The organism is Ekhidna sp. (assembly GCF_039940915.1).
In the GTDB taxonomy this organism is placed as follows: domain Bacteria; phylum Bacteroidota; class Bacteroidia; order Cytophagales; family Cyclobacteriaceae; genus Ekhidna.
Window position 1 is genome coordinate 989,886 of sequence record NZ_JBDVFO010000003.1, and the last position, 22,197, is coordinate 1,012,082.

Here is a 22,197-nt window from a genome sequence, read left to right on the forward strand (position 1 = left end):
AATCATAAACCATATTATCAAATTGATTGCTGGCTTTGTGCTGGTTTTTAATGTGCTAGCTCTCTTATGGGTGGTGCTATATTCTTTCATACCTATCCCTCTCACAAAGCTGATGCTTATTGAGGGACAGTCAAAAGAAATAAACTATCAATGGAGAAGTTTAGAAAAGATATCAGACCAATTACAATTGGCAGTGATGTGCGCCGAAGATCAAAACTTTTTAGTACATCAAGGATTGGATTTTCAATCCATTAGTGATGCGGAAAAGGAAAATAAGCAAGGAGGAAGGATTCGTGGAGCTAGCACAATTTCTCAGCAAGTAGCCAAAAATGTCTTCCTTTGGCCTGGTAGAACATGGGTGAGAAAGGCTTCAGAATTGTACTTCACGTTACTTATAGAGATGATATGGAGCAAAAAAAGGATCATGGAGGTCTATTTGAATGTAGCGGAATTTGGTAACGGGATATTTGGCGCGGAGGCAGCTTCTCAAGTCTACTTCAAAAAGTCTGCGACTGAAATTAACAGAACACAAGCTGCAAGCCTTGCGGCAGTATTACCCAATCCGAAAAAGTATTCTGCTGTAGCTCCTGGTAGGTATGTCAATCGAAGGATTGTTTGGATCAAGGAGCAGATGAAGTATTGGGGAAATGAAATGACCTACGATGAAAAGCTAGTCAAGCAAAGAATTCAATGATCATATATACGTAGTTGTCGCTCCCATGTATCATCTCCCCCCTCAGCTTTGATGATGTAATGTCCGGACGGCAATTCAGATAAGTCGAGCGTCTTTTCAGGTTTCTTAAAATCGAGCAATACTTTGCCATCCAGGCTGAGAAGTTGAAGACGCTCAACTATTTCATTGGATTCGATATTGATAATGCCATTCGAAGGATTTGGATATATGACAAAATTCCGATCATCAGTAATTGCCAAAGGGGGGACAAAGTCCAATAGCAGTGTGTCGGAGGCTTGGCATCCATTAACATCACTTACTACCAGTACAATTTCGTATTCTGCAGGATCCAAAAAGAATGTTGGGCTTTGCGAGGTTTCAGATAAATCGCCATTTATATACCATGAGAATGAGGTAAGTTCCTCATCTGTTATGATGGATAAATCCACTTGATTTTTTTGTCCAATCGCGGTAACAATGTGCGAGATGTCAAACGCTACTACCTTGTTTGATATGTTCACTTCTATTGGCATACCAGGGAGACCATCATCCAGGTTTACCACATAAATTTTGTTGTGCGTATTGGTTTGAAGGTGAGTTCCCTTACTAATTAATGTGGTCAATTCGGCGTCCTCATAGAAACCAAAGTAGGTGCCATTTTCTGGACGTATATCTACAAATTCGTTTGCACATGACAGTAGGTCTGTTTGAAAAGCAAAAGGAGATGTACTGATGAGTATCTCTTCCTCGAGGGTTTTATTGCAAGCAGCTGGACTGATTATTTCAACAACTACATCTACTGTACCAGCAAGTGCTGGGATTATTATCTCCTCCTCAGACCCAGCAGGAAGTCCACCTACATTCCATTCAAGTGTTGAACCAACTTCCATATCCATGATTGAAATTACAATTTGATGATTTTCAGAGAGCGTGTCTGGTCGGTAAAACATGCGCCCCTGCACTTCCAATACATCGATATTTAAAGGGGTTCGCTCGCTTTCAAAAGATCCATAGACACCACTGATGTACAATGTGGTGTCCTGAGTAATGGATGTGATGGAAATGTTATTTCCGCTGAGGGTAGGAGAAGAGCTGCTTTCATGCACATATACATGGATTTTTTCAGCAGAAGGTTCATTGATGGTTACTTCTTCGCCCGGGCATATTGTCAAGTCGCCAAAAGTAGGAGGGGATGGGCGGTTAGCTACCACCAAATTTTTTGTAACAATGTCAATACATCCCAAGGCATTCCCTACTTCAAGTGTTATGGGATAAGTACCTGGTGTGGCAAATGAAAGTGAGGGATTTTGAATGGTAGCACTTGTTCCTTCACCAAAATCCCAACTCCATGAAGTCGCATCTAAGCTCTGATCTGAAAATTGCACAACGTTTGTGGAATTGTCGAGGTATAAGGTGTCAGTAGACATTTGAAAGTCAGCTATGTCATTAAATAGGCTTATGCGAAATTCAAAAATATCTGATGGATAATTATTGTCGACGTTTTTCAAGTAGAATACGGTGTCCTTGGTGATTGTGCCAGGATCGTAACTTGAGGCGGTAGTAATTAAGTCTTGCGCTAAAGGGTCTTCGTAAAATTCGTACATCAATCCATCACTGGGATCAATGGATATAGAGGCGCCATCACAAACCGACAAGGTTTCCAGTACCCTGGGTTTTAATAGAAACTCATCCAATCGCACTTGAGCATCAATGAAGGCAGCATCCAGGTTGTCTTTCGAATCGGATACGGCAAAAATGACATTTACAAATTCTTCGGAATAGGCATCCATTTGGTTTATGGTAACACCGTTCATAGTGGCAATGTCATTTCCACTCCCCAAACTTCCAGCCGTAGCGATTTCTTGATTTACTAGAAATTCATATTTTTCAGAATCACTAAAAACATCATTAATGTCTTGAGAATTTCCATTTAAGCCCGCCATATCTAACGCACTGAACTCTACTCCATTTCCCCCCAGCACTTGAACTCCTCCATATAGATCACTGCTACCATTTCTGGCAAACATGTAATTGTTGGAAAGATCGTATTCGGCGTAGTTGGTATACTTATCTGCTAAATCCCAATCCGCGAATATCCCTACGGAGAGATTGTTTAGGGCTGCCGCTGAGTTGTTGATGATTCGGTAGCGAATGATGATGTAGTCTTCATTATCCCAGGTGATGTTGGATTGTTCAACTATGAGAGGTTTATTCTGATCAATGAATTCGGAATAACCAAAATGATCAGCGGCAGAATGATGATAAAGCTTATAGAATTGCTGAACAGTGAAATCTTCATTTCTGGTTTGATTTGGATAGTTGCTGATAATATTGCTGGATACTGATGAGGCGTTTGAGGCCAAAAGAAGACCTGTGTAGGTCATGAGTGTGTCAAGTTGATAAATAAATCCGGATCCTTCAGGATCTGAGCCATATGTATTGAATCCCAGGTCACCGTCTCCACCTATGGTCATTGATAATTTATCGTTTCCGAAATCAGCATAATCTGGAGAGGTAGTTACTTCCAGAAACTGAAAGTCTGTATAACCTGTGGCAGCATAGTCCAGTCGAATTTCGATATCGGTTTCGGGTTGAATATCTTCATTTAGGATCACATTAAAAGAAATTTGTCGGCTGTCTTGGCTACTCATAAATCCAGGTAGAAAACTGCCTTCAGAAATAGTGAAATTGTCACCAGGCGACGAGATGGTCACAGATGGGTCATTGATAGCAGAGAGGTGATTGGTAAGTATTGCGCTTACCCGGACGGTATCACCAAAAAAAACATTGTCTCCAAATGCTGAAGTGAGTGTTGGATTTTCAGCTCGAAGGGATCTTACATTTGTTTCGCTCACAGCTCTCAGAACATTCAGCCTTCCTTTTCCCAACTTTCCTTCATAAATGGAATTGTTACCAATGTCGTAGATGTCATCGGCTGTTACCCGTAAACGCTCCATGATCTGCACTGCTGAAAGGTTGGGGAATTGATCCTTAACCAACGCTGCACTAGCAGCCACTTGAGGCGAAGCAAATGAAGTTCCTGGTCCACCATTTGAATATCCATTGTTATTAACTGTAGAAAACATGGACACTCCTGGAGCGGCAATGTCTACGGATCTGTTAAATGAAGAGCCAGAAGACTTGTTGTCAGTCGCATCTGATGCCGCTACCGATAAGACATTTTCATAGCTTGCAGGGTACCATTTGTTTTGTTCTGTAGCTTTTCCGCCTTCATTCCCAGCAGCTGCAACTACGACCATGTCATGATCCAGGACAGCATAGTTAATTATGTCTTGCTCCGATTGAAGAGGAGCACCCATTCTGCCCCATGAAAGATTGACAACATCAAACCCGTTTTCTGCTGCATAGATAATCGCTTCATACAATCCTCCGCTTTTGCCATTCGAAGACTTGAATCCTTTTAATGCAGCTACTTTCGTATTGTAGCCGACACCTGCAATCCCTTTTCCATTATTAGTGGCAGCCCCTGCTATACCTGCTACGATCATTCCATGATTTCCATTTTGAATGGAAGGATCAGTATCTATATCGGCAAAATCATATCCTAAATAGTCATCTATATATCCATTTTCATCATTGTCAACTCCATCGACGGGATCATCCGTATTTAGCCAAAGGTTGGCAACCATGTCTTCATGGTCAAGGTCAATGCCTGTATCTATGATGCCAATGGTAATGTCATCGTCGCCTTTAGTGATTTCCCATGCTTCATGGACTTTGATATTGTCTAAGTAAAACTGATTGCCAATAAGGGCATCTGAGGGCGATGCTAGTGGAAGGTATTGGACAATCGGATCGGCGTAAATAAGATCAGGTTTACTTCTTCTCAGTTCGTTGCAATAATCTATTGGATTTCTTCCTTGTGGTACTTTTAGTTTGAAAATATCGAAATGAATTGATTCATTTTTTGAATCTGTAAGTCGTTGAGATCGTGCTTGATTCGGAGTGCTGCCATTCTTGAATTTCACATAAATCCATTGTTCATCCAATTGCTGGTTTTGAAAATCAACAGCTTTAAGCAGCTTGGTCTTTTGTCCATGAGACGCTAGTCCGAGCGCAGAAAAAATAAATATGTAAATAAACCTTATCACTAAGTCACTCTCAATTTTCTAACCGCTTTAGCAGCGGCCTTTGGCCAAAACCTTTTCAAGTAGATGCCCATTTTCTCTTTTAAACCTCCTATATACGCCTCATGTTTGTTGGATTCAATTGCTTTGACGATCAAACGCGCGCACTTTTCCGGCGGCATCCCTTTCTCTTGTCCTGGATCCATCTTGTTTTGTTTACTGCCATCTCCTATGAGTGCATTGTAGGATATGTTAGTCTTAATATATCCCGGGAGTACTATGGTAACCTTTATGTTGTCATCATGATGTTCTGCACGCAAAGCATCGTAGAACCCGTGCAGTGCATGTTTGGATGCACCATATCCAGATCTGAACGGCGTATTGATTATGCCTACTGTAGAGGTAACAATGACGTGATGTCCCTGTTTTCTTTGCACCATGATAGGGAGCAGTTTTTTTGATAAAGTGATTGATCCAAAGTAGTTGACATCCATCAATTTACGATCTACGTCAAGGCTGGTATTCAAAATTGTATCTCTTTGACTGATGCCTCCATTGTTTATAAGGATATCCACCTCGCCGAAGATTGTTCCCGCTTCTTTTGCTTTTTGGGTCAATGAAAATGCGTCTTCTAAGTCAATTTTGAGGGTGGCTACTGTATCGGACTTACAAGTTGCTTTTACCCGATCCAACTCTTCTTGCCTTCTCGCTGAAATTATGAGTTTTGCACCCTTTTCAGCTAGTTGGTAAGCCAGTTGTTCTCCGATACCAGAGCTTGCTCCTGTGAGCCAAACCACACTATCCTTGATCTTCGTCACGCTTTGCTTTGTTATTTTCCACAAAAACGTAAATGCTATAAACCCCAACAGCTGTTCCGAATGGGAAACTGAAAATGGAGACACATCCGGCGATTAATGCAATAACGATCCCCCAGCTTCTTTTTTGAAGTAGACCAAACCCGGCAATGATGGAAGGTAGGGCTGAAAATACGAGCAGAAGAATAAATACTGTTCGAATAATTGACTCAACAAACAACAAAACTTTATCAGCATCATTACCTACCTCATCTGCGATTTCTTCTGCAATAAATGGAAAAAGCATGGTGACAAAACTTCCAATAAAAATGAAAGCAACGGCGATTAATGAGCCGTACACTAAATGAATAATTCCAAGGGTTCTTTTGTGTGATTGTATGTCCATTTTCTTATTATTTTCTAGAATATACTACGAAATCGAATGAAAATCTGTGACGATCATCAATGGGGTGATGTTTTCTCGACGTTTCTTTCCAGATGGTTTGATCAAAATCAGGGAATGTGACCTGGCCATCAAAATCTTCATTGATTTCTGTAAGATAGATTTGATCCGCATACGTAAGACCCATTCGGTAAATCTCGCCGCCTCCAATGATGAACGCTTCTGACTCATCATTTTCTTTGGCTATTTTGAGTGCTGCATCCAAAGAGGGTACCACCGGTTGACCCTTTGCATCATAGTCAGCTTGTCGGGTGATTACAATATTCGTTCTACCAGGAAGCGGTTGAAAGGAATCGGGCAGAGATTCCCAATTTTTTCTACCCATGATCACATGGTGACCCTTAGTCGTCTCCTTGAAGTATTTGAAGTCATCAGGAAGGTGCCATGGAATGTCATTATCTTTTCCTATTACGCGGTTTGTGCCCATCGCTGCTATCATTGATATGATCATAATTCCATTTTTTGTTTGTGCGTGCAACCAGATCTAAAATTAATCATGGTCTTGCTCTTGATCTTAAAACTTTACTTCCATTTCGATGAAGCGTATTTATTCGGCGTCTCAAAAAGTTGAGTTGGTGTGAAAGCGCAATATGTTTGATTGAAATTCTTACTAGCTATTAAACTGATACCCTCTTAAAAAATCTGCTACTGGCATCCTTTTTTTGCCCTCAAGCTGAAGGTCAAGGACATCAAGTGTTCCGCTTTTCGTATTTACTCGTAGATACGTTTTACCATCTGAGTAGAATTCACCTGCAGGTTTATTCGTGCCCATTGAGGATTCTTTTGCTTCAAATATCTTCACAGTCTTACCATCCATTTCTGACCATGCCGCTGGATATGGGGAGAGTCCACGTATGAAATTTAAAACTTCATGAGATGGTTGCTCCCATTCGATTCGACAGTCTTCTTTGAAAATCTTTGGTGCTGGCTTTAGTTCCAGATCTGTATTTTGAGGTAGCTGGGGATAATTTTCATTGGCAATGGCATTAACTGTTTTCAAGACTAAATCAGCCCCTTTTTCCATCAGTCTCACGTATAAGCTACCCACATTATCTTCCGGATGGATGGGCTCAGACTCTTGAAATATGATTTCCCCCGTATCAATTTCGTGTTTGAGAAAAAAAGTAGTTATCCCGGTCTGAGTTTCACCGTTCATTATTGCCCAATTGATTGGGGCGGCACCTCTATACTGAGGAAGAAGTGAGGCATGCAGGTTGAAGGTTCCCAAAGGAGGCATATCCCAAACAGACACAGGTAGCATTCTAAAAGCAACAACAATTTGTAAGTCGGCTTTAAAATTTTTTAGCTTCTCAAGGAAGTCAGCGGACTTAAGATTGGGCGGCTGCAATACTGGCAAGCCGGCTTCAAGGGCATATTCCTTAACAGCCGACATACCAAGCTTTTTTCCGCGTCCTTTGGGTTTATCAGGCGCTGTTACTACTGCAACAATGTTCACCTGATTTTCCACAAGTTTTTTCAAACTTGCTGCTGCAAAATCAGGTGTTCCAAGAAATATGATTCGAAGTTCTTTGCTCATACTGCTGCAAAGAAACCAAACCTTCTATTAATCTATGAGTGATCTAAGCTTAATAGAGAATGATTTTTCAGATCCGTCTTGATTGATAACTAAATCTACAGTTTCACCTTCCATCTTCAAAAGCTTTTTAACATCCGGAAGATTAATCTCCTGCATGGTTTTGCCATTAATTTTAATAAGCTCACTGTCTACTTTGATACCCGCCTCAGAAGCAGGACTCTCTTCAAACACCTGATGAATTAACACTTTCGAATTGTCTTTTGAAAGCTGTACGTCGATTCCGCTACAGTTTACTTTGAAGTTAGCATCATACGTATGATCTTTTTCCAGGTATAGCATTTTAGTCCCATAGTCTAAAGTAAAGTTGTACATCCTCAAAATCTGAGACCCGATGATGCCTGAAACTTTTTTATCTGCCTGAATGCCTGATTTAGCTGCGCTGATACCAATAGGTAAATCCTCAACGACCTGATTTCCGAATTTGAAAGATTTTACATGACCTTCATAGTGCGGGGTTTCAAAATCGCTTAGTCCCTTTACAAGGTAGGAATAATGCTTTCCTGTCTTGTGAATCACATCCCATTGCTCTGCATATGGTGAATTGAAATCTAAGGTAGTTCCGGCTCCTGTCATGACGAAAAAAGTACCATCGTGTGGTTCATCATTGTTAAGAACAACCGTTCCTTCAATGACCGGGATAGAAACGTGAAGGGTAAACGGAATGGCATCTCCTCGTTTAGGAGAGTTGCTGTGGTCGTAGATATTGATCACCATCGTGTCAAAGTTGACATAGATGGAATGGTGTCTAAGGAGATCATAGCCGATGATTCCATCCAGATCCATTCCTAAGCTTATTTCCAGATGATCCAGATCAGTCGAATACACTTTTGTGTTTTTCTCCATCAGGAAATGGTTAATGGCAATCGTATTGTGTTTAATCAAATGCCAGGCAGATGAAGCCTGATTCATTTCTATTTCTTTTCCTGCCAGACTTAGCTTTTCTGCGACATCATCGTCTATTACGGTATATCCAGAACCTGTATCAAAAATGAAATCGAGAGGTTCGGAATCGTCCACGCTCACTTTGATAATGATGTGATCTCCGAAAAGCTCAAAAGGTATGCTGGTAATCGGTGCCTGCGCAAATGAATTAAGTGCGAATACAAATGATAGTAAGTAGGTTAGTTTCTTCATGACATGGTTGTTTTGGAATGACTGGCTGAAGTTAAAAAGTTTAGCTGACAAAGATGTAAAATGAACATGATATGCTCAAATAAAGATTGCTTAGCAAATAGTTAATTCAGGCTTGAAGCTACAGTTTTATTACTTTTCTACTTTAGCTGCATCAAGAATCAGCTATAAAACATATCAAATTACTATTCGCAGTGCTTACATCCTATTTGTTGCTACGTTGCAGACAAGTCCAAACTTCATTAGCCCATCAAGCTTAAAGGGGGAGTGAATCGATGCAAGAGGTATACATTGAAGGTAGTTCTGAGGGAGGAGGTAGTCGAAGGGGCTTATGATTGATAGAACGAAAGTTTTTTGACAATCATTATTTGATTTCAAACCAAGCGAACATTCTTTAAGTAATGGATGTTACGCAAATCAAACAATAAGAAAATATGAGTAAAAGAGTATGGCTAATTACAGGGTGTTCAACTGGCTTTGGACGAGAACTGGTAAAGGTCGTGGCTAGTAAAGGTGAAATTGCTATTGGGACGGTTCGTAAGCAAGAGCAAATTGCTGAGCTTGAATCGATCAATCCAAACTTAGTGAAAGGAGTAGTGCTTGATGTGCAAAAGCAGGATGCAATCGATGAGGTTGCCAAGGTCATTGAAAGGGAGTTTGGGCAACTTGACGTCTTAGTAAATAACGCAGGCTATGGCACGCTTGGCTCAATTGAAGAAACCTCTGAAGATGAGATTCAGCGACAGTTTGATGTAAACGTGTTTGGATGTGTGAGAATGATGAAGCTGGCATTGCCATTTATGAGAAAACAGCGGAGTGGAAACATCTTAAATATTACCTCAATTGCAGGGTTGAACGGTTTTCCAGGGATAGGAATATATAACGGGAGCAAATTTGCTTTGGAAGGAATAGGAGAAGCATTGGCTGCTGAAACAAAGCATATTGGTATCAAGGTAACGAATATTGAGCCAGGACCATTCAGGACAGATTGGGCGGGAAGATCGGCGACCTTCAACGAATCTTCAATAGCGGAATACAATGAAAGTGCTAACAAAAACATGGATAGCATTCGCGAGGTGAGTGGAAATCAAATAGGAGATCCGGTACGCGCCGCAAATGCAATGTATGAGGTTACCATCTTGGAAACCCCGCCCGTTCACTTACCACTTGGTGGCCCTGCGTACAAACGAGTAGGAATTCGTCTTCAGGAGTTTAAAGAGGAAGTCGAAGAGTTCAGATATCTGGGAAGACCAACTGATTATACAGAAGAGGAATTGGATAAAATGAATGGCTAGTTTTCACAGCAGCGCAATCCACTAATGTTGCGTCTGAGGTGCTGAACAAAGTTTAGTAAATACTGAGGACTATTATCATCGGACATGGTAATTGCATGCCAAGTTCGATGAATGCCTCTTTTTGTCACCGGTACTAAGGCCAATTGATTGTCCTTTAAATAGGGTTCAACAATCCATTTGGCCATTACATTGATCCCCATTCCAGACTTTACCATTTCCACGACAGCCTCTGTAACTTGTACTTGCATTACCCTGTTAGGATTTATCCCTTCCGGTATTAATACCTGTGAAAAAAGGGAAACAGATTCAATTGGGTAGGAATGGATAATTACGTTTTGACCTTCAAAATCTTTGGCTTCTACGTAAGACTTTTTCGTCCAAGGGTGACCAACCGGAACCAATGCATAAACTTCATCTCTAAAGAGTTCATGGTAATCAATGTTCGCTCTTTCAGAACTTTCGTAAATAATGGCTAAATCAATTTTTCCATCCAATATTTGATCCTCTACATCCGCATCATTGTTATGGAATATTTCGATTTCTACGTTTGGAAATTCTTTTTTGAAATCCGTCATTAGAGAAGGCAGCCAATGGTAACAAGTGTAGCATTGAGTAGCTAGTCTAAGAGTACCTGTTGAACCCGACACATATTTCTTTATCGAAATCTCGGTTCGTTCCAAATCTTTGAGAATACGTTCTGCTGATTCCAGCACCATTTTCCCAGCATTGGTAAGGATCAACTGCTTGTTTACTCGATGGAACAGTTGCGTGCCCAACTGGCCTTCAATCTCTTTGAGTTGGTGGCTAAGTGCAGATTGGGAGAGGAACAGCGCATCCTTTGCTTTGGTAAGACTTTTGGTCTCCGCAACCTCCCGAATCAGTTTGAGGTGTCGTATTTCCATGAGGCTATATTAGTAAAATTAATTCTAATCATAAAATCAATTCATCCAATTAATAGTTAGTCCGATTGTTAATAGTGTTCATTTTGAAAGACGAAACATGCAACACTATGAAAATCAAGAATATTCATCTGCTACTTTTACTTGCGAGTCTTTGGGGTCCTTCGTTTTTATTTATCAAAATAGCTGTACGTGAAATTCCGCCAGTTATGCTGGCAGCCCTCCGCATTGGGATAGCTGCTATCATTCTGAATCTGTTGCTGTTGGTGATGAAACAAAGACTTCCTAAAGATTATTCTTTTTGGAAGAGAACCTTCATTGCTGGGCTATTTGCGCAGGCAATACCCTTTGTGCTGATCAACTGGGGTGAGCAATTTGTGAATAGCTCATTGGCATCAATACTCAATGGGTTAATGCCTCTGTTTACAATCATTTTTGCTCATTTCATGATACACAATGAGAGACTCAGTGGTCAAAAGATAGCTGGTGTTTTGATCGGATTCTCTGGGTTGATAATCTTGGTATGGCCTAGTTTAATCAAGGGAGTGGAGGGCAGCACGTTTGGTATTCTTTCAATAACTGGGGCAGCAGTGAGTTACGGAATAGGGCTCTCATATATACGAAAGTATTTCGCAAATACACCTTCTTTTAAAGCGCCTGCAGCTCAACTTCTATCCGTAACAATCTACCTGGCGCCTTTGGCATTTGCTATGCATCCGGAATTTAAATTCTCTGCGGTTTGCTTTTCGGCTTTCGGTTCTTTGCTGATACTCGCAATCTTTGGGACGGCCGCAGCCTTCATTGTTTATTTCAAATTGATCGAACGATCCAGTGCTGGCTATGCTTCTTTGGTAACCTACCTGATGCCCATTTATGGTGTAGTACTAGGAGTTCTTTTTCTGGACGAGCATATTTCAGCCTGGATGATTCTGGGAGCTTCGCTAATCCTCTTAGGTATCAGTGTCACCAAAAAAACCGCAAAGGCCACTCGGCAAAATTTTGAAGTAAATGTGGATGAAAGGCTATTCACCAAATTCCGATAGTCATGAGAGATTCTATCACAAAATTTATGCTTGTGATGATACTGATTGTTTTATGCCTACTGGCTTTTGGACAATCTAAAACTTCTCTTTATGAAAGAAAGAACCCAAGCAATGACGGTTACCTTGAGGTGGTGCTGACTCGGCTGTCTGTTTATGAGCAAGGAATAAGCTATGGTGAAATAGGAAAATCGATGAAATCAGTTCCTAAGAAAGAGCACGTAGGTATTACACATTTGCCTTCTTTAGACTTCAATATATATCTAACATTCTATCGTTCAATTAGTCCCCGAACGCTGACTTCATTGGAAATCTCGCTGAACTATACTGGGGTGATGAACGTAAGAAACCTGATCTTTTTAAGGAAAAAGGATAGGTAATGGAGGTGGCTAAAACTTTGACTTCAAAAAGCTTTCGATCGACTTTTGGTCAAGGTTCAAGGACTCAAGCATTTTGATGGCTGTCTCTCTGTTTTTCTTGAGGGCAGCTTTGAATGCTTCATATTGACCGGTTACTTTCAGTCTTTGCATGATAGTCATTCCGACGAAATTGGATTGTATGGTGCTCATTTTTCTACTAAGATTTAGTTTCGTTTTGGTAACTCATTTGAAAGCCGATTTTATTACCGGCACCCAATGATTGCGTTTTTTCAAGTTTCTCCCGCACCGTAATCTTACGGATATTAGGAAATGGTGGTACTACTAGATCATTATCTGCTGCTTGACTGATGATGAGCTTAATGAGTATATCCAAGTCAACTTTGTCTAGTGGCTTTGCTGAAATGGACTTAAACATAAAACCAATCTGTCTTTCACCTTCAACGATAAAGTAGTTTTCACTGTTTATCAAAAGGCGGGCAAGTAGATAGCCGGGATCATTTAGTCGATTAAACTCAAACGAATCGGCCATGAAATTGTATACATTAATCTGACCCAGGTATTTGCGAAGTGGTTGGTCTGCGACGTAATTACTTTTGTTGTATTCGTAATCTTCTGGTAGAGAGATGATATTGGTGTGCAAAACAAACACCAATAGATCTCCTGCAATACGGATGTGAAACTCCTGATCACTGACTGGTTCTACGCTCAATTTGATGTCTTGATCTCGTTCTGTAGTCTTTGCACTGATGACATCTATGAGCAGCTGAGCTTCTTGCTCTAGTTCTTTAAACGCCCGACAGACATTTCTGTAGGCCTTCTGCTTTACGGTTGACTTGCTGAGTAGAATTTCAACAATATTTTCAGTAGGATCTTGATGCATATCGATTAAGATGCTTGCTGGTGCAAGGCTACTCTATTTCCTTCACAATCTTCGAAATGGGCAACAAAACCATGTTCACCTATGCTCATCTTTTCATGGATAATTTGACCTCCTGCTGAGGTGATTTTAGGAAGTACCTCATTGATTTCACCAACGGAAAAATAGACCATGGTTCCTTCATGTGAAGGGATATAGCTTTCTTGCTTGATGAGGGAGCCGGTAGCGCCGCTTGCATCTGTCTCAAATGGGAAGAAAGACATCACAGAATTTCCGATTTCGATCGTATCTGCCATTTGAATGTCAAAGATGGAAGCGTAAAATTTCTTAGCGCGGTTCATGTCATTTACAGGAAGTTCAAACCAGTTTGCTCTCATACTTTATGATCGATTAGGGTAGGGGTATGTAAGTTTTGTCATTTGCAACTTTGGGAAAATTTTTGTTGCGCCACAGTTCCTTTGCAAGCTCAATTTTTTCTTTGTCGGAAGATACGAAATTCCAGAAAATAAATCGTTCTTCAGGGAAAGTCTCCCCTCCAAAAAGCAAAATTTTTGAATTGGATCGGACGGTGAGTTCACAGGCATTTTCTACTTTGGATACCAACATGTTTCCTTCCTTCACAATCTGACCACATGCATCGATGCTACCTTCAACAATGCAAAGTCCGATTTCTCCTTTTAGCTGATCTTTAACAATGAGCTTATAGTCAGCTTGTGTTTCTATTTCGATCATAAATAGGTGGCTATGAACCGGCAGAGGAGATTCCCTATCAAAACCTTTACCCGCGATCAGCTTGAATGCGGCAGCACCATCTTTCCATTGGGGGAGTTTGGATGCATCTAAATGATGAAATTCAGGCTCCATATCTTCCTTGTGTTTAGGAAGAGCCACCCAGATTTGGTACCCATGCATGATGAACTCTTGGCCCTGACGTAATTCCAACGGGGTTCGCTCGGTATGAGAAACTCCTTTACCTGCTGTCATCCAATTGACGGATCCTGCCTTGATGTGCTGATTTGTCCCTATGCTATCTTGATGCTGAATTTCTCCCTCAAGTAAATAAGTAAGGGTGGAAAGTCCGATATGTGGATGCTGGTCGATATCCATATAAGTACCAGGCTTGATCGCTGTTGGGCCCATATGGTCGATGAAAATGAATGGACCAACCATTCGTTTTTTGCGAAACGGAATTAACCTACCCACTAGGAAATCTCCAATATCTCTGCTTCTTTCTTCGATGATTAAGTCGGTGTTTGACATACTTTTTCAGTTTAAAAAATGGATGATCCTGTCATGTCAGTAAGAAACTCCAGGGCAAGCATACCAGCAGTTGAATTTCCCTTTGCATTTAGTTTTGGACTCCAAACAGCTACACTATACATGTTGGGATAGATGGCTACTATTCCACCTCCAACGCCGCTCTTTCCAGGAAGTCCTACCCTAAATGAGAATTCACCAGCTTCATCGTAGAACCCGCACGTCTGCATAAGCGCATTGATCCTCTTGGTTCTTTTTACACTTAAAACCTGCTCTCCTGTTTCTTGCAGACAACCATGATTGGCATAAATCATGAACGTATTGGCAAGCTCCTTACACGACATACTTACGGAACATGTATGAAAATAGAAATCAAGTACAGTGTCTACGTCATTGTGAATGTTCCCATATGATTTCATCAAATTGACCATCGCGGCGTTATTAAAACCATTTGCTTTTTCTGATTCTGCCACCTTTTCATTGTAACTAATGTGCGGGTTACCTGCCACTTTTATTACAAATTCGAGGTATTCCTTTTTTGGATCCTTGAGGTTAGAAATTAAGGTATCGCATACCACTAGCGCTCCCGAATTGATGAGCGGGTTTCTGGGAATGCCATTCTCATATTCCAATTGGACCAGCGAGTTGAAAGGATCACCAGATGGTTCTACATCCACTCTTTCCCAAAGCTTGTCATCTTCATACAGCAAAGCCAAAGAGAGAGAAAGTACCTTAGATATACTTTGTACTGAAAAACCTTCATTTGAATCTCCAAAGAAGAAATCGTCTCCACTGGTACTGCATAAATGCATTCCAAATTTGTCTGGTGAGACTTTAGCCAATTCAGGGATGTATGTTGCCACCTCACCTGATAACTGCCTACAGTCTATTTTATTTTTTATTTGATCTAGTATTCCTTGATAGTCCATGGTCTTGCATACATCCTATGCTTCAATTAACTCGGCGGTTCATATACATTTCATTATTTAAGTTCAGATTCAATACCTTTTGGAGATTGAAAAAGCATCTGTTATCGGTCAATAATCTTCGCTTAATTAATCGTATATTAAATACTTACTTCTGATTTCTTTGAAACGATCAAGGTCATCTTTCCATGTTTCGCGGATTTCTTTTTCAGTCATCCCGGATTCTATTTGCTTTTGGAGTTGATCTGTCCCGGCCAATCTCTTAAAATAGTCATTGAAAAACTCAACTTGATCCATCTTTTGATAGGCTTCAATCAGGGGCTCAAGTGTAAAACGATATTCCGGTTTTTCACCTATCCAGGATACCCCGTAGCACATAAGATCTTCATGGGGAGGCCATTTGGCACCTTCCCTGGATGTTGGAGTGAAGCCATGCTTTGCTTCTGGATACTCAGGATGACCGATTTGCTGGAATGCATGATCCGTACCTCGCCCCACTGACATTATTGTACCTTCAAAAAGGCATAAACTTGGATAAAGTGAAATGCTCAGATCGTTGGGAAGGTTTGGAGATGGCTTGATTGGGAGAGAGTAGGGGGTAGAATGATTCCAGTTTTGCATCGCTATTACTTTAAGATCGGGCGTTACACTCCCCTCTAACCAACCTTCGCCAGAAAACATTTTAGCCAATTCCCCGATGGTCATCCCATGCACAATAGGAATAGGAGCGATTCCTACAAATGATGAAAAAGCAGTATCCAAAACGGGACCGTCTACATAGCTGCCATTTGGGTTTGGACGATCCAGAACAATCACTGATATATTGTTTTCCGCACACGCCTCCAAGACGTAGTGCATTGTACTTATATAGGTGTAAAACCTTGTGCCTACATCCTGAATATCAAATACCATAACATCCAACCCCTCTAGCTGGGCGGTTGTTGGTTTTTTATTTTTTCCGTAGAGTGAAATAAGTTCGAAAGATATGTGAGATGAGTCATACGTTACTAGGGATCCATCGCTTGCCGTGCCAGTAAATCCATGCTCTGGCGTAAAAACTTTTTGAATGTTTATTCCACGTGCTAAGAGCGTATCCGTTAGATGGATGTTTGAAACTTGAGAACTATGGTTTACAGTGAGCCCTACGTTCCTGCCTTCCAATAATGGGAGGTATTCATTTAGTTGATCTGCTCCAGTCGATAGCTGCGACTGGGCTTGGTCTTGTTTGGTTGAGCAACCAAAGACAACGATGCAATAGAATAAAACGAGTCTAAACATATTTAAATCCCCAAGTTAACTTGTTCTTACAGTATTGAAAACCCTATTTTGCAATGAAATAAATGAATCTCCCTTTTTTCATATCAAAGCGCATTTCCAAAGAAGCTTCAGGCTCTTTTTCCAGTATCATCAATCGTGTGGCAGTGACGAGTATTGGGCTGGGCTTGGCCGTACTCATCATTGCGTTTATGGTGCTTTTCGGTTTCAAAAAGGAGATTAAAGATAAGATTTACAGTTTTAGTGGTCATTTAATTGTAAGCAAGTACACCCTTTCTACGTCATTTGAGGAAAGCTCAATTATTGTAAACGATTCCCTTATCAAGACATTGCAAGAGTATCCACTGACAAAGCGCATTCAACCATATGCCATGAAGGCGGCGTTACTCAAAACAGATGAAGAAGTGCAAGGTGTGATTATTAAAGGCGTGGATGAATCTTTTGATACCCTCGGGTTTGATAAACACATGGTGAAGGGACGATTCCCAAACGTATATGACGAAAAATATACAACTGAGGTCGCTTTGAGTAGGCGAGTTTCGAACTACCTGACGTTGGATGTTGGAGATGAAGTTCTTGTATACTTTGTACAAAACCCACCCAGGTTTAGACGCTTGCAAGTAACGGGTATTTATGAAACAGGGCTAGAGGAATTTGATGAAAAAATAATTATTGGAGACTTAGGCTTGGTTAGACGAATGAATAATTGGGCGGATTCTATTGCGGGTGGAATCGAGGTTTTTATTTCTGACACTGATCAGTTAGAAAAGGCTGAAACTGAACTTTTTAATACGCTGGGTATCGATCTCTATGTGGATAAGGTTACCGATCGGTACTTGCAGATTTTTGAGTGGTTGAATTTGCTAAATAGAAATGTGGTGATATTACTCACCATCATTTTGTTTGTTTCCGGGACAAGCATCATTTCGATCCTGCTAATTCTTATCATGGAGCGTACGCAGATGATTGGGATTTTAAAGTCGGTGGGAGCTCCTAATCAGTTGATCCGTAGGATATTTGTTTTTAATGGGCTACAGCTCATCGTGAAAGGTTTGTTCTGGGGGAATGCAATAGGTCTTTCTCTTGGGATGATTCAAAAACAGTTTAAACTGATTCCACTGGACGAAGCAAACTATTACATGAGTCATGTGCCCATCGAAATAGATGTACTGACGATTGTCGGATTAAACCTGCTCATACTTTTGCTGATTGGCTTGACACTTTTAATACCTGTTGCAATTATCTCTAGTGTAAAGCCAGTAAAAGCTATAAGATTCGATTAAGCGGCTGGCTCATATTTTTGAAAAAGACTCTTTATTTTCATTTGAAGCACTCCAAAAATGGCTTCTTTAAAGATCCCTTTCGACATTTTCGATACACCCTTGGTTCTGTCTGTGAATATAATGGGCACCTCAACAATCTTGAACCCATGCTTCCAGGCATTGAACTTCATTTCTATTTGAAAAGCATAGCCAATGAAATGAATTTTATCCAGGTTTAGTTTATCGAAAACCCTTCGGTGGTAACATTTGAATCCTGCCGTGCTATCCATGAAAGGCATTCCTGTGATTAGGCGAACGTAAAAACTCGCGAAGTAACTCATTAAAACACGTCCCATAGGCCAGTTTACCACATTTACTCCAGTTACGTATCTGCTGCCTATTGCCACATCTGCGCCATTTTTGCATGCTTCATGGAGACGTATCAGATCATTAGGGTCATGAGAAAAATCAGCATCCATTTCACATATGTATTCATACCCATGCTCCAGTGCCCATTTAAAACCAGTGATGTAGGCCGTTCCTAACCCAAGTTTGCCCGTTCTTTCGATCATAAAAATTCGATCAGGCGCCTTCTCCATTTCTTCCCTCACAATCTCTGAAGTACCATCAGGTGATCCATCATCTACCACAAGGACATCAAAAGAGGGTGAAATCACTCGGGACACCGTAAGGATGTCACGTATGTTTTCGCGTTCATTGTATGTAGGGATGACAACAAGGTTTCTAGACATTAATGTTTGATATTCTCAGGTTAATTATCAAAAATAGCTGGAATTAATAAACGGCGTATACGCATATGAGTTTACCTTGGATCAATACCCCAATATTTTCATCATAGCATCACTGTGCTGCTCTTGAGCAAATAGTTCATGCGTTATTTCTCCCTTTTCGTTTCTATCTATTATGATGTGTTTTGGTGCAGGGATCAGACAATGTTGGATTCCGCCATAGCCTCCCAAAGATTCCTGATAGGCTCCGGTATGGAAAAAACCAAAGTAGAGGGTCTCCTTTTCATCGTACTGCGGAAGAAACACTTCCCCAATATGGGCCTCAGAATCGTAATAGTCCATGCTATCGCAAGTAAGACCTCCTAAGTTAACGCGATGATATGGGCTTTTCCAATGATTGATTGGAAGCATGATATACTTTTCATTCGTACCCCAAACATCGGGCATGTGGGTAATGAAAGAACCATCCATCATGTACCACAACTCTTTATCATTCTGAAGCTTCTGATCAAGAACGGAGTAGATCGTAGCTCCACTTTCGCCGACCGTGTAACTTCCAAATTCCGTAAAAATGTTTGGTACAGGTACATGATTCTTTTTGCAAATCCATTGAATGTTTTCAACGATCTGTTCGGCCATGTATTGATAGTCGTACTCAAAGTGCAAGGAGTTTTTTATGGGAAAGCCGCCACCTATATCTATGGTGTCTAATTCTGGGCAGATTTTTTTGAGTTCGCAATACTTGTAAATAAATCGACTCAGTTCACTCCAATAGTATGCAGAATCTTTTATGCCCGTGTTTATAAAAAAGTGAAGCATCTTCAGCTTCGCTTTTGAGTCCTTTATTTCCTCACTGTAGTATGGGAGGATGTCGCTGTATCGTATGCCTAGTCTGGAAGTATAGAAGGAGAAATTTGGTTCTTCATCTGCGGCAATTCGAATGCCTACTTTGAAACCGTTTGCTGAATTTTCTTTATAATGTTTGAGCTCATTCAGATTGTCAAGGACAGGGATACAGTTTCTGTATCCCTCATTTAACAGGGCTGTAACTTCCTGAAGATAAAGCGGACGTTTGAATCCGTTGCAGATTATGTAATGATCCTTTGTGAGTTTTCCACGCTTTTCCATGCTCCTCACGATTGGGATGTCGTAAGCGGAGGAAGTTTCTATATGAGCTTGGTTGGAAAGAGCTTCTTCTACAACAAATCGAAAATGAGAACTCTTCGTACAATACGCGTAGGTGTAGCTCCCTTCATAATTGTGTTTTTTTATCGCCTCTTCGAAAATCTTGTATGCATTTTTTATGTTTTGCTCGATTTTAGGGAGGTAGCTAAGTTTTAATGGAGTGCCATACTCTTCAATGATCTCCATAAGATTAACCCCATGAAAGTGGAGGATGTCTTTTTCTACCTTAAATTCTTCGGTAGGAAAGTAAAAGGTTTGATCAATTAAATCTGAATATTTTCTCATTGGCTTGAATAGAAAATTCGTTGCAATTATCTATTAAAATTGGGATTCATGAAAGTAAATACAACTCGTTTTTAGATTTTAGCAGAAATGAAATTCAGCTCCCGAATCATTAAAGTTGAATGGCGGTTAGCATGAATATAAAGCTTAAATTTGCGTGAATTTTTCAACAGCCATGATCACTGTAAAAGTACTAGATGAAACAGCTCCGCTAGAGGCGGTTATTTTAGGAATTGCCGACAATATGGGAGGAGTTCCGGATATAAAACATACGTATGACCCGAAATCAAAGGAGCATATTTTGGCAGGGACTTTTCCAAAAGAAAAGGATTTAATTGCAGAAATAAATGCTGTTGCCAGGGTGTTTAAAAAGTATGGAGTAGAGGTTTACCGACCTGCAAATATCAAAGGTCTTAATCAGATCTTTGCAAGGGATATTGCTTTTGTAATAGGGGATAGCCTTGTAGTGCCGTGTGTTACTCCCGAGCGGAAGTTGGAGTCTGACGGAATCCAACACCTAATAGATGATGTGAAAAAAGTTCTGCTTCCTGATGAACATGAACGAATGGAAGGTGGGGATATCATGCCCTGGAAGGATCATATTTTTGTTGGTTATTCGAAAGCTGCTGACTTTGAAAAATATACAGTAGCAAGAACAAACGAAGATGCAGTTAAGTATTTAGAAAGGAATTTCCGAGGGTATACCATAAAAGCTTTCGAGTTGAAAAAATCGGATGACAATCCACGAGAAAATGCCCTACACCTCGATTGTTGCTTTCAGCCAGTAGGTAAAGACAAGGCGGTAATCTATCGTCAAGGATTTAAGAATGAGGAGGATGCGGATTTTCTTGTCAATTTCTTTGGAGCAAACAATGTCTTTGAAATCACAAAAGAGGAAATGTATGAAATGAATTCTAACTTCTTTTCCATAAGTCCAGAGGTAGTGATCTCAGATAGTAGCTTCACCCGGTTAAACCAACAGTTTAGAGAATGGGGAATCAAAGTAGAAGAGGTTGAGTATAGAGAAACAGCTAAAATGGAAGGATTGCTGAGATGTTCAACCATGCCATTAAGAAGAAGTTATGAGCAAGCAGATTACTAATAACATTATGATGATAAGACCGGTGGCTTTTCATATGAATGAGCAGACCGCAGTAAATAATTATTATCAACAGGCAGAAGAAGGAGCAAGTCAAAAAGATATTCAAAATGAAGCTCAGAAGCAGTTTGATGCATTTGTAAAAATTCTTAGAGCGGAAGGGGTCAATGTTACGGTATTTGATGACACGTTGGAGCCACCTACTCCAGACTCAATATTTCCCAATAATTGGATTTCTTTTCATCAGGATGGAGCAATCAGATTGTACCCAATGTATGCTGAAAATAGGAGATTGGAGCGAAGAGAAGATATCATAGATGGATTAAAAGATTCATTCAAAGTAGAGGAAGTCATAAGTTTCACACGATGGGAAGAAAAAAGTAGGTATTTGGAGGGAACTGGAAGTTTATTGCTCGATCGACAAAATAAGATTGCTTATGCTGCAATATCGGAACGAACGATGCCCGAAGTATTGGAAGATTTTTGCGATGAAGCTGGTTTTGATCCTGTGTCCTTCCACGCTTTGCAAACCGTGAATGGCGCTCGCTTGCCGATTTATCACACCAATGTGATGATGTGCTTGGGCGAGACGTTTGCTGTTGTTTGTCTCGATAGCATTGACAATGCAGACGAACGCAACAGACTCGTAGAGTCCCTTGAAAAAACAGACAAGGAGGTAATTGATATCTCAGAAAAGCAAAAAGAACAATTTGCAGGAAATATGCTTCAATTGATTGGTGATAATGATCAGCGGCTCGTAGTGATGTCTTCAGCGGCCTTCAATTCATTAAGTGATGGTCAAAGAGATCGTCTTTCCAATCATGGAAAACTTGTTCACAGTGATATTCATACCATAGAAAAACTAGGTGGTGGAAGCGCTAGATGTATGATGGCCGAAATTTTCAATCCTAAGAAATAAGAACCA

General features: G+C 40.5%; 22 protein-coding genes. 7 read left to right on the forward strand and 15 right to left on the reverse strand.

What is annotated here, in order from left to right; translation table 11 throughout:
• Positions 1–22: 22 nt before the first annotated feature.
• On the forward strand, positions 23–694 hold the full coding sequence (gene mtgA, locus ABJF57_RS19295) for a monofunctional biosynthetic peptidoglycan transglycosylase (RefSeq protein ID WP_462233044.1): 672 nt from the start codon (positions 23–25) through the stop codon (positions 692–694).
• On the opposite strand, the gene ABJF57_RS19300 is transcribed toward mtgA, so the two are convergent.
• The 6 genes from ABJF57_RS19300 to ABJF57_RS19325 form a co-directional block, all read right to left on the reverse strand.
• Complete coding sequence (locus ABJF57_RS19300; RefSeq protein WP_462233045.1) at positions 688–4,785, reverse strand: S8 family serine peptidase; 4,098 nt, start codon at positions 4,783–4,785, stop codon at positions 688–690. The genes mtgA and ABJF57_RS19300 overlap by 7 nt on opposite strands.
• Complete coding sequence (locus tag ABJF57_RS19305; protein ID WP_462233046.1) at positions 4,785–5,579, reverse strand: SDR family oxidoreductase; 795 nt, start codon at positions 5,577–5,579, stop codon at positions 4,785–4,787. The genes ABJF57_RS19300 and ABJF57_RS19305 overlap by 1 nt, the downstream gene beginning before the upstream one ends.
• Positions 5,560–5,961 (reverse strand): hypothetical protein, encoded by a 402-nt coding sequence (locus ABJF57_RS19310; protein ID WP_462233048.1) that lies wholly within the window; start codon positions 5,959–5,961, stop codon positions 5,560–5,562. The genes ABJF57_RS19305 and ABJF57_RS19310 overlap by 20 nt, the downstream gene beginning before the upstream one ends.
• A 7-nt stretch (positions 5,962–5,968) precedes the next feature.
• Positions 5,969–6,469, reverse strand: a complete 501-nt coding sequence (locus ABJF57_RS19315) for a dihydrofolate reductase (protein WP_462233050.1) — start codon at positions 6,467–6,469, stop codon at positions 5,969–5,971.
• Positions 6,470–6,628: 159 nt separating this feature from the next.
• Complete coding sequence (gene fmt / locus ABJF57_RS19320) at positions 6,629–7,555, reverse strand: methionyl-tRNA formyltransferase (RefSeq protein WP_462233052.1); 927 nt, start codon at positions 7,553–7,555, stop codon at positions 6,629–6,631.
• Positions 7,556–7,582: 27 nt separating this feature from the next.
• Positions 7,583–8,749, reverse strand: coding sequence for an aspartyl protease family protein (locus tag ABJF57_RS19325; RefSeq protein WP_462233054.1), 1,167 nt, complete (start codon positions 8,747–8,749; stop codon positions 7,583–7,585).
• A 431-nt stretch (positions 8,750–9,180) separates the two neighbouring features.
• On the opposite strand from ABJF57_RS19325, the gene ABJF57_RS19330 reads away from it, so the two are divergent.
• Positions 9,181–10,041, forward strand: a complete 861-nt coding sequence (locus ABJF57_RS19330; protein WP_462233056.1) for an oxidoreductase — start codon at positions 9,181–9,183, stop codon at positions 10,039–10,041.
• Here the strand turns inward: ABJF57_RS19330 and ABJF57_RS19335 are convergent.
• Complete coding sequence (locus ABJF57_RS19335) at positions 10,038–10,943, reverse strand: LysR family transcriptional regulator (protein ID WP_462233058.1); 906 nt, start codon at positions 10,941–10,943, stop codon at positions 10,038–10,040. The two genes, ABJF57_RS19330 and ABJF57_RS19335, sit on opposite strands and share 4 nt — an antisense overlap.
• Positions 10,944–11,050: 107 nt before the next feature.
• Here ABJF57_RS19335 and ABJF57_RS19340 point away from each other — a divergent pair, with 107 nt between their 5' ends.
• Both ABJF57_RS19340 and ABJF57_RS19345 read left to right on the forward strand, forming a co-directional pair.
• Positions 11,051–11,983 (forward strand): DMT family transporter, encoded by a 933-nt coding sequence (locus tag ABJF57_RS19340; RefSeq protein ID WP_462233060.1) that lies wholly within the window; start codon positions 11,051–11,053, stop codon positions 11,981–11,983.
• Positions 11,984–11,985: 2 nt separating this feature from the next.
• Positions 11,986–12,360, forward strand: a complete 375-nt coding sequence (locus tag ABJF57_RS19345) for a hypothetical protein (protein WP_462233061.1) — start codon at positions 11,986–11,988, stop codon at positions 12,358–12,360.
• 9 nt (positions 12,361–12,369) lie between these two features.
• On the opposite strand, the gene ABJF57_RS19350 is transcribed toward ABJF57_RS19345, so the two are convergent.
• The 6 genes from ABJF57_RS19350 to ABJF57_RS19375 form a co-directional block, all read right to left on the reverse strand.
• The gene (locus ABJF57_RS19350; protein ID WP_462233063.1) at positions 12,370–12,549 is read right to left on the reverse strand and encodes a hypothetical protein; all 180 of its coding nucleotides are present in this window, start codon (positions 12,547–12,549) and stop codon (positions 12,370–12,372) included.
• Positions 12,550–12,556: 7 nt separating this feature from the next.
• Positions 12,557–13,240, reverse strand: coding sequence for a hypothetical protein (locus ABJF57_RS19355; RefSeq protein ID WP_462233065.1), 684 nt, complete (start codon positions 13,238–13,240; stop codon positions 12,557–12,559).
• A gap of 5 nt (positions 13,241–13,245) precedes the next feature.
• Positions 13,246–13,614 (reverse strand): VOC family protein, encoded by a 369-nt coding sequence (locus ABJF57_RS19360; protein ID WP_462233067.1) that lies wholly within the window; start codon positions 13,612–13,614, stop codon positions 13,246–13,248.
• A gap of 13 nt (positions 13,615–13,627) precedes the next feature.
• The gene (locus tag ABJF57_RS19365) at positions 13,628–14,497 is read right to left on the reverse strand and encodes a pirin family protein (RefSeq protein ID WP_462233069.1); all 870 of its coding nucleotides are present in this window, start codon (positions 14,495–14,497) and stop codon (positions 13,628–13,630) included.
• Positions 14,498–14,508: 11 nt separating this feature from the next.
• Entirely contained in the window at positions 14,509–15,423 is a 915-nt protein-coding gene (locus ABJF57_RS19370; protein ID WP_462233071.1) for a glutaminase, read from the reverse strand.
• Between the two features lie 126 nt (positions 15,424–15,549).
• A complete protein-coding gene (locus tag ABJF57_RS19375) occupies positions 15,550–16,698 on the reverse strand; it encodes an exo-beta-N-acetylmuramidase NamZ family protein (protein ID WP_462233072.1) in 1,149 nt (382 codons plus the stop codon).
• Positions 16,699–16,760: 62 nt separating this feature from the next.
• On the opposite strand from ABJF57_RS19375, the gene ABJF57_RS19380 reads away from it, so the two are divergent.
• A complete protein-coding gene (locus ABJF57_RS19380; protein ID WP_462233074.1) occupies positions 16,761–17,978 on the forward strand; it encodes an ABC transporter permease in 1,218 nt (405 codons plus the stop codon).
• On the opposite strand, the gene ABJF57_RS19385 is transcribed toward ABJF57_RS19380, so the two are convergent.
• A complete protein-coding gene (locus tag ABJF57_RS19385) occupies positions 17,975–18,709 on the reverse strand; it encodes a polyprenol monophosphomannose synthase (RefSeq protein ID WP_462233075.1) in 735 nt (244 codons plus the stop codon). The two genes, ABJF57_RS19380 and ABJF57_RS19385, sit on opposite strands and share 4 nt — an antisense overlap.
• 81 nt (positions 18,710–18,790) lie before the next feature.
• Positions 18,791–20,176: a type III PLP-dependent enzyme domain-containing protein gene (locus tag ABJF57_RS19390; protein ID WP_462233077.1), complete on the reverse strand. Its 1,386-nt coding sequence runs from the start codon at positions 20,174–20,176 to the stop codon at positions 18,791–18,793.
• Positions 20,177–20,330: 154 nt separating this feature from the next.
• Between ABJF57_RS19390 and ABJF57_RS19395 the strand changes: the two genes are divergently transcribed.
• Both ABJF57_RS19395 and ctlX read left to right on the forward strand, forming a co-directional pair.
• Entirely contained in the window at positions 20,331–21,275 is a 945-nt protein-coding gene (locus ABJF57_RS19395) for a dimethylarginine dimethylaminohydrolase family protein (RefSeq protein WP_462233079.1), read from the forward strand.
• The gene (gene ctlX, locus ABJF57_RS19400) at positions 21,256–22,191 is read left to right on the forward strand and encodes a citrulline utilization hydrolase CtlX (protein ID WP_462233081.1); all 936 of its coding nucleotides are present in this window, start codon (positions 21,256–21,258) and stop codon (positions 22,189–22,191) included. Before ABJF57_RS19395 ends, ctlX begins: the two co-directional genes overlap by 20 nt.
• The last annotated feature ends 6 nt before the right edge of the window (positions 22,192–22,197 follow it).

What these genes read in the sequence shown, in the direction of transcription:
- ABJF57_RS19310 (WP_462233048.1), bottom strand. Translation starts at nt 5,961, where the DNA reads ATGGACATACAATCACACAAAAGAACCCTTGGAATTATTCATTTAGTG.
- ABJF57_RS19315 (WP_462233050.1), bottom strand. Translation starts at nt 6,469, where the DNA reads ATGATCATATCAATGATAGCAGCGATGGGCACAAACCGCGTAATAGGA.
- fmt (WP_462233052.1), bottom strand. Translation starts at nt 7,555, where the DNA reads ATGAGCAAAGAACTTCGAATCATATTTCTTGGAACACCTGATTTTGCA.
- ABJF57_RS19325 (WP_462233054.1), bottom strand. Translation starts at nt 8,749, where the DNA reads ATGAAGAAACTAACCTACTTACTATCATTTGTATTCGCACTTAATTCA.
- ABJF57_RS19330 (WP_462233056.1), top strand. Translation starts at nt 9,181, where the DNA reads ATGAGTAAAAGAGTATGGCTAATTACAGGGTGTTCAACTGGCTTTGGA.
- ABJF57_RS19335 (WP_462233058.1), bottom strand. Translation starts at nt 10,943, where the DNA reads ATGGAAATACGACACCTCAAACTGATTCGGGAGGTTGCGGAGACCAAA.
- ABJF57_RS19340 (WP_462233060.1), top strand. Translation starts at nt 11,051, where the DNA reads ATGAAAATCAAGAATATTCATCTGCTACTTTTACTTGCGAGTCTTTGG.
- ABJF57_RS19345 (WP_462233061.1), top strand. Translation starts at nt 11,986, where the DNA reads ATGAGAGATTCTATCACAAAATTTATGCTTGTGATGATACTGATTGTT.
- ABJF57_RS19350 (WP_462233063.1), bottom strand. Translation starts at nt 12,549, where the DNA reads ATGAGCACCATACAATCCAATTTCGTCGGAATGACTATCATGCAAAGA.
- ABJF57_RS19355 (WP_462233065.1), bottom strand. Translation starts at nt 13,240, where the DNA reads ATGCATCAAGATCCTACTGAAAATATTGTTGAAATTCTACTCAGCAAG.
- ABJF57_RS19360 (WP_462233067.1), bottom strand. Translation starts at nt 13,614, where the DNA reads ATGAGAGCAAACTGGTTTGAACTTCCTGTAAATGACATGAACCGCGCT.
- ABJF57_RS19365 (WP_462233069.1), bottom strand. Translation starts at nt 14,497, where the DNA reads ATGTCAAACACCGACTTAATCATCGAAGAAAGAAGCAGAGATATTGGA.
- ABJF57_RS19370 (WP_462233071.1), bottom strand. Translation starts at nt 15,423, where the DNA reads ATGGACTATCAAGGAATACTAGATCAAATAAAAAATAAAATAGACTGT.
- ABJF57_RS19375 (WP_462233072.1), bottom strand. Translation starts at nt 16,698, where the DNA reads ATGTTTAGACTCGTTTTATTCTATTGCATCGTTGTCTTTGGTTGCTCA.
- ABJF57_RS19380 (WP_462233074.1), top strand. Translation starts at nt 16,761, where the DNA reads ATGAATCTCCCTTTTTTCATATCAAAGCGCATTTCCAAAGAAGCTTCA.
- ABJF57_RS19385 (WP_462233075.1), bottom strand. Translation starts at nt 18,709, where the DNA reads ATGTCTAGAAACCTTGTTGTCATCCCTACATACAATGAACGCGAAAAC.
- ABJF57_RS19390 (WP_462233077.1), bottom strand. Translation starts at nt 20,176, where the DNA reads ATGAGAAAATATTCAGATTTAATTGATCAAACCTTTTACTTTCCTACC.
- ctlX (WP_462233081.1), top strand. Translation starts at nt 21,256, where the DNA reads ATGAGCAAGCAGATTACTAATAACATTATGATGATAAGACCGGTGGCT.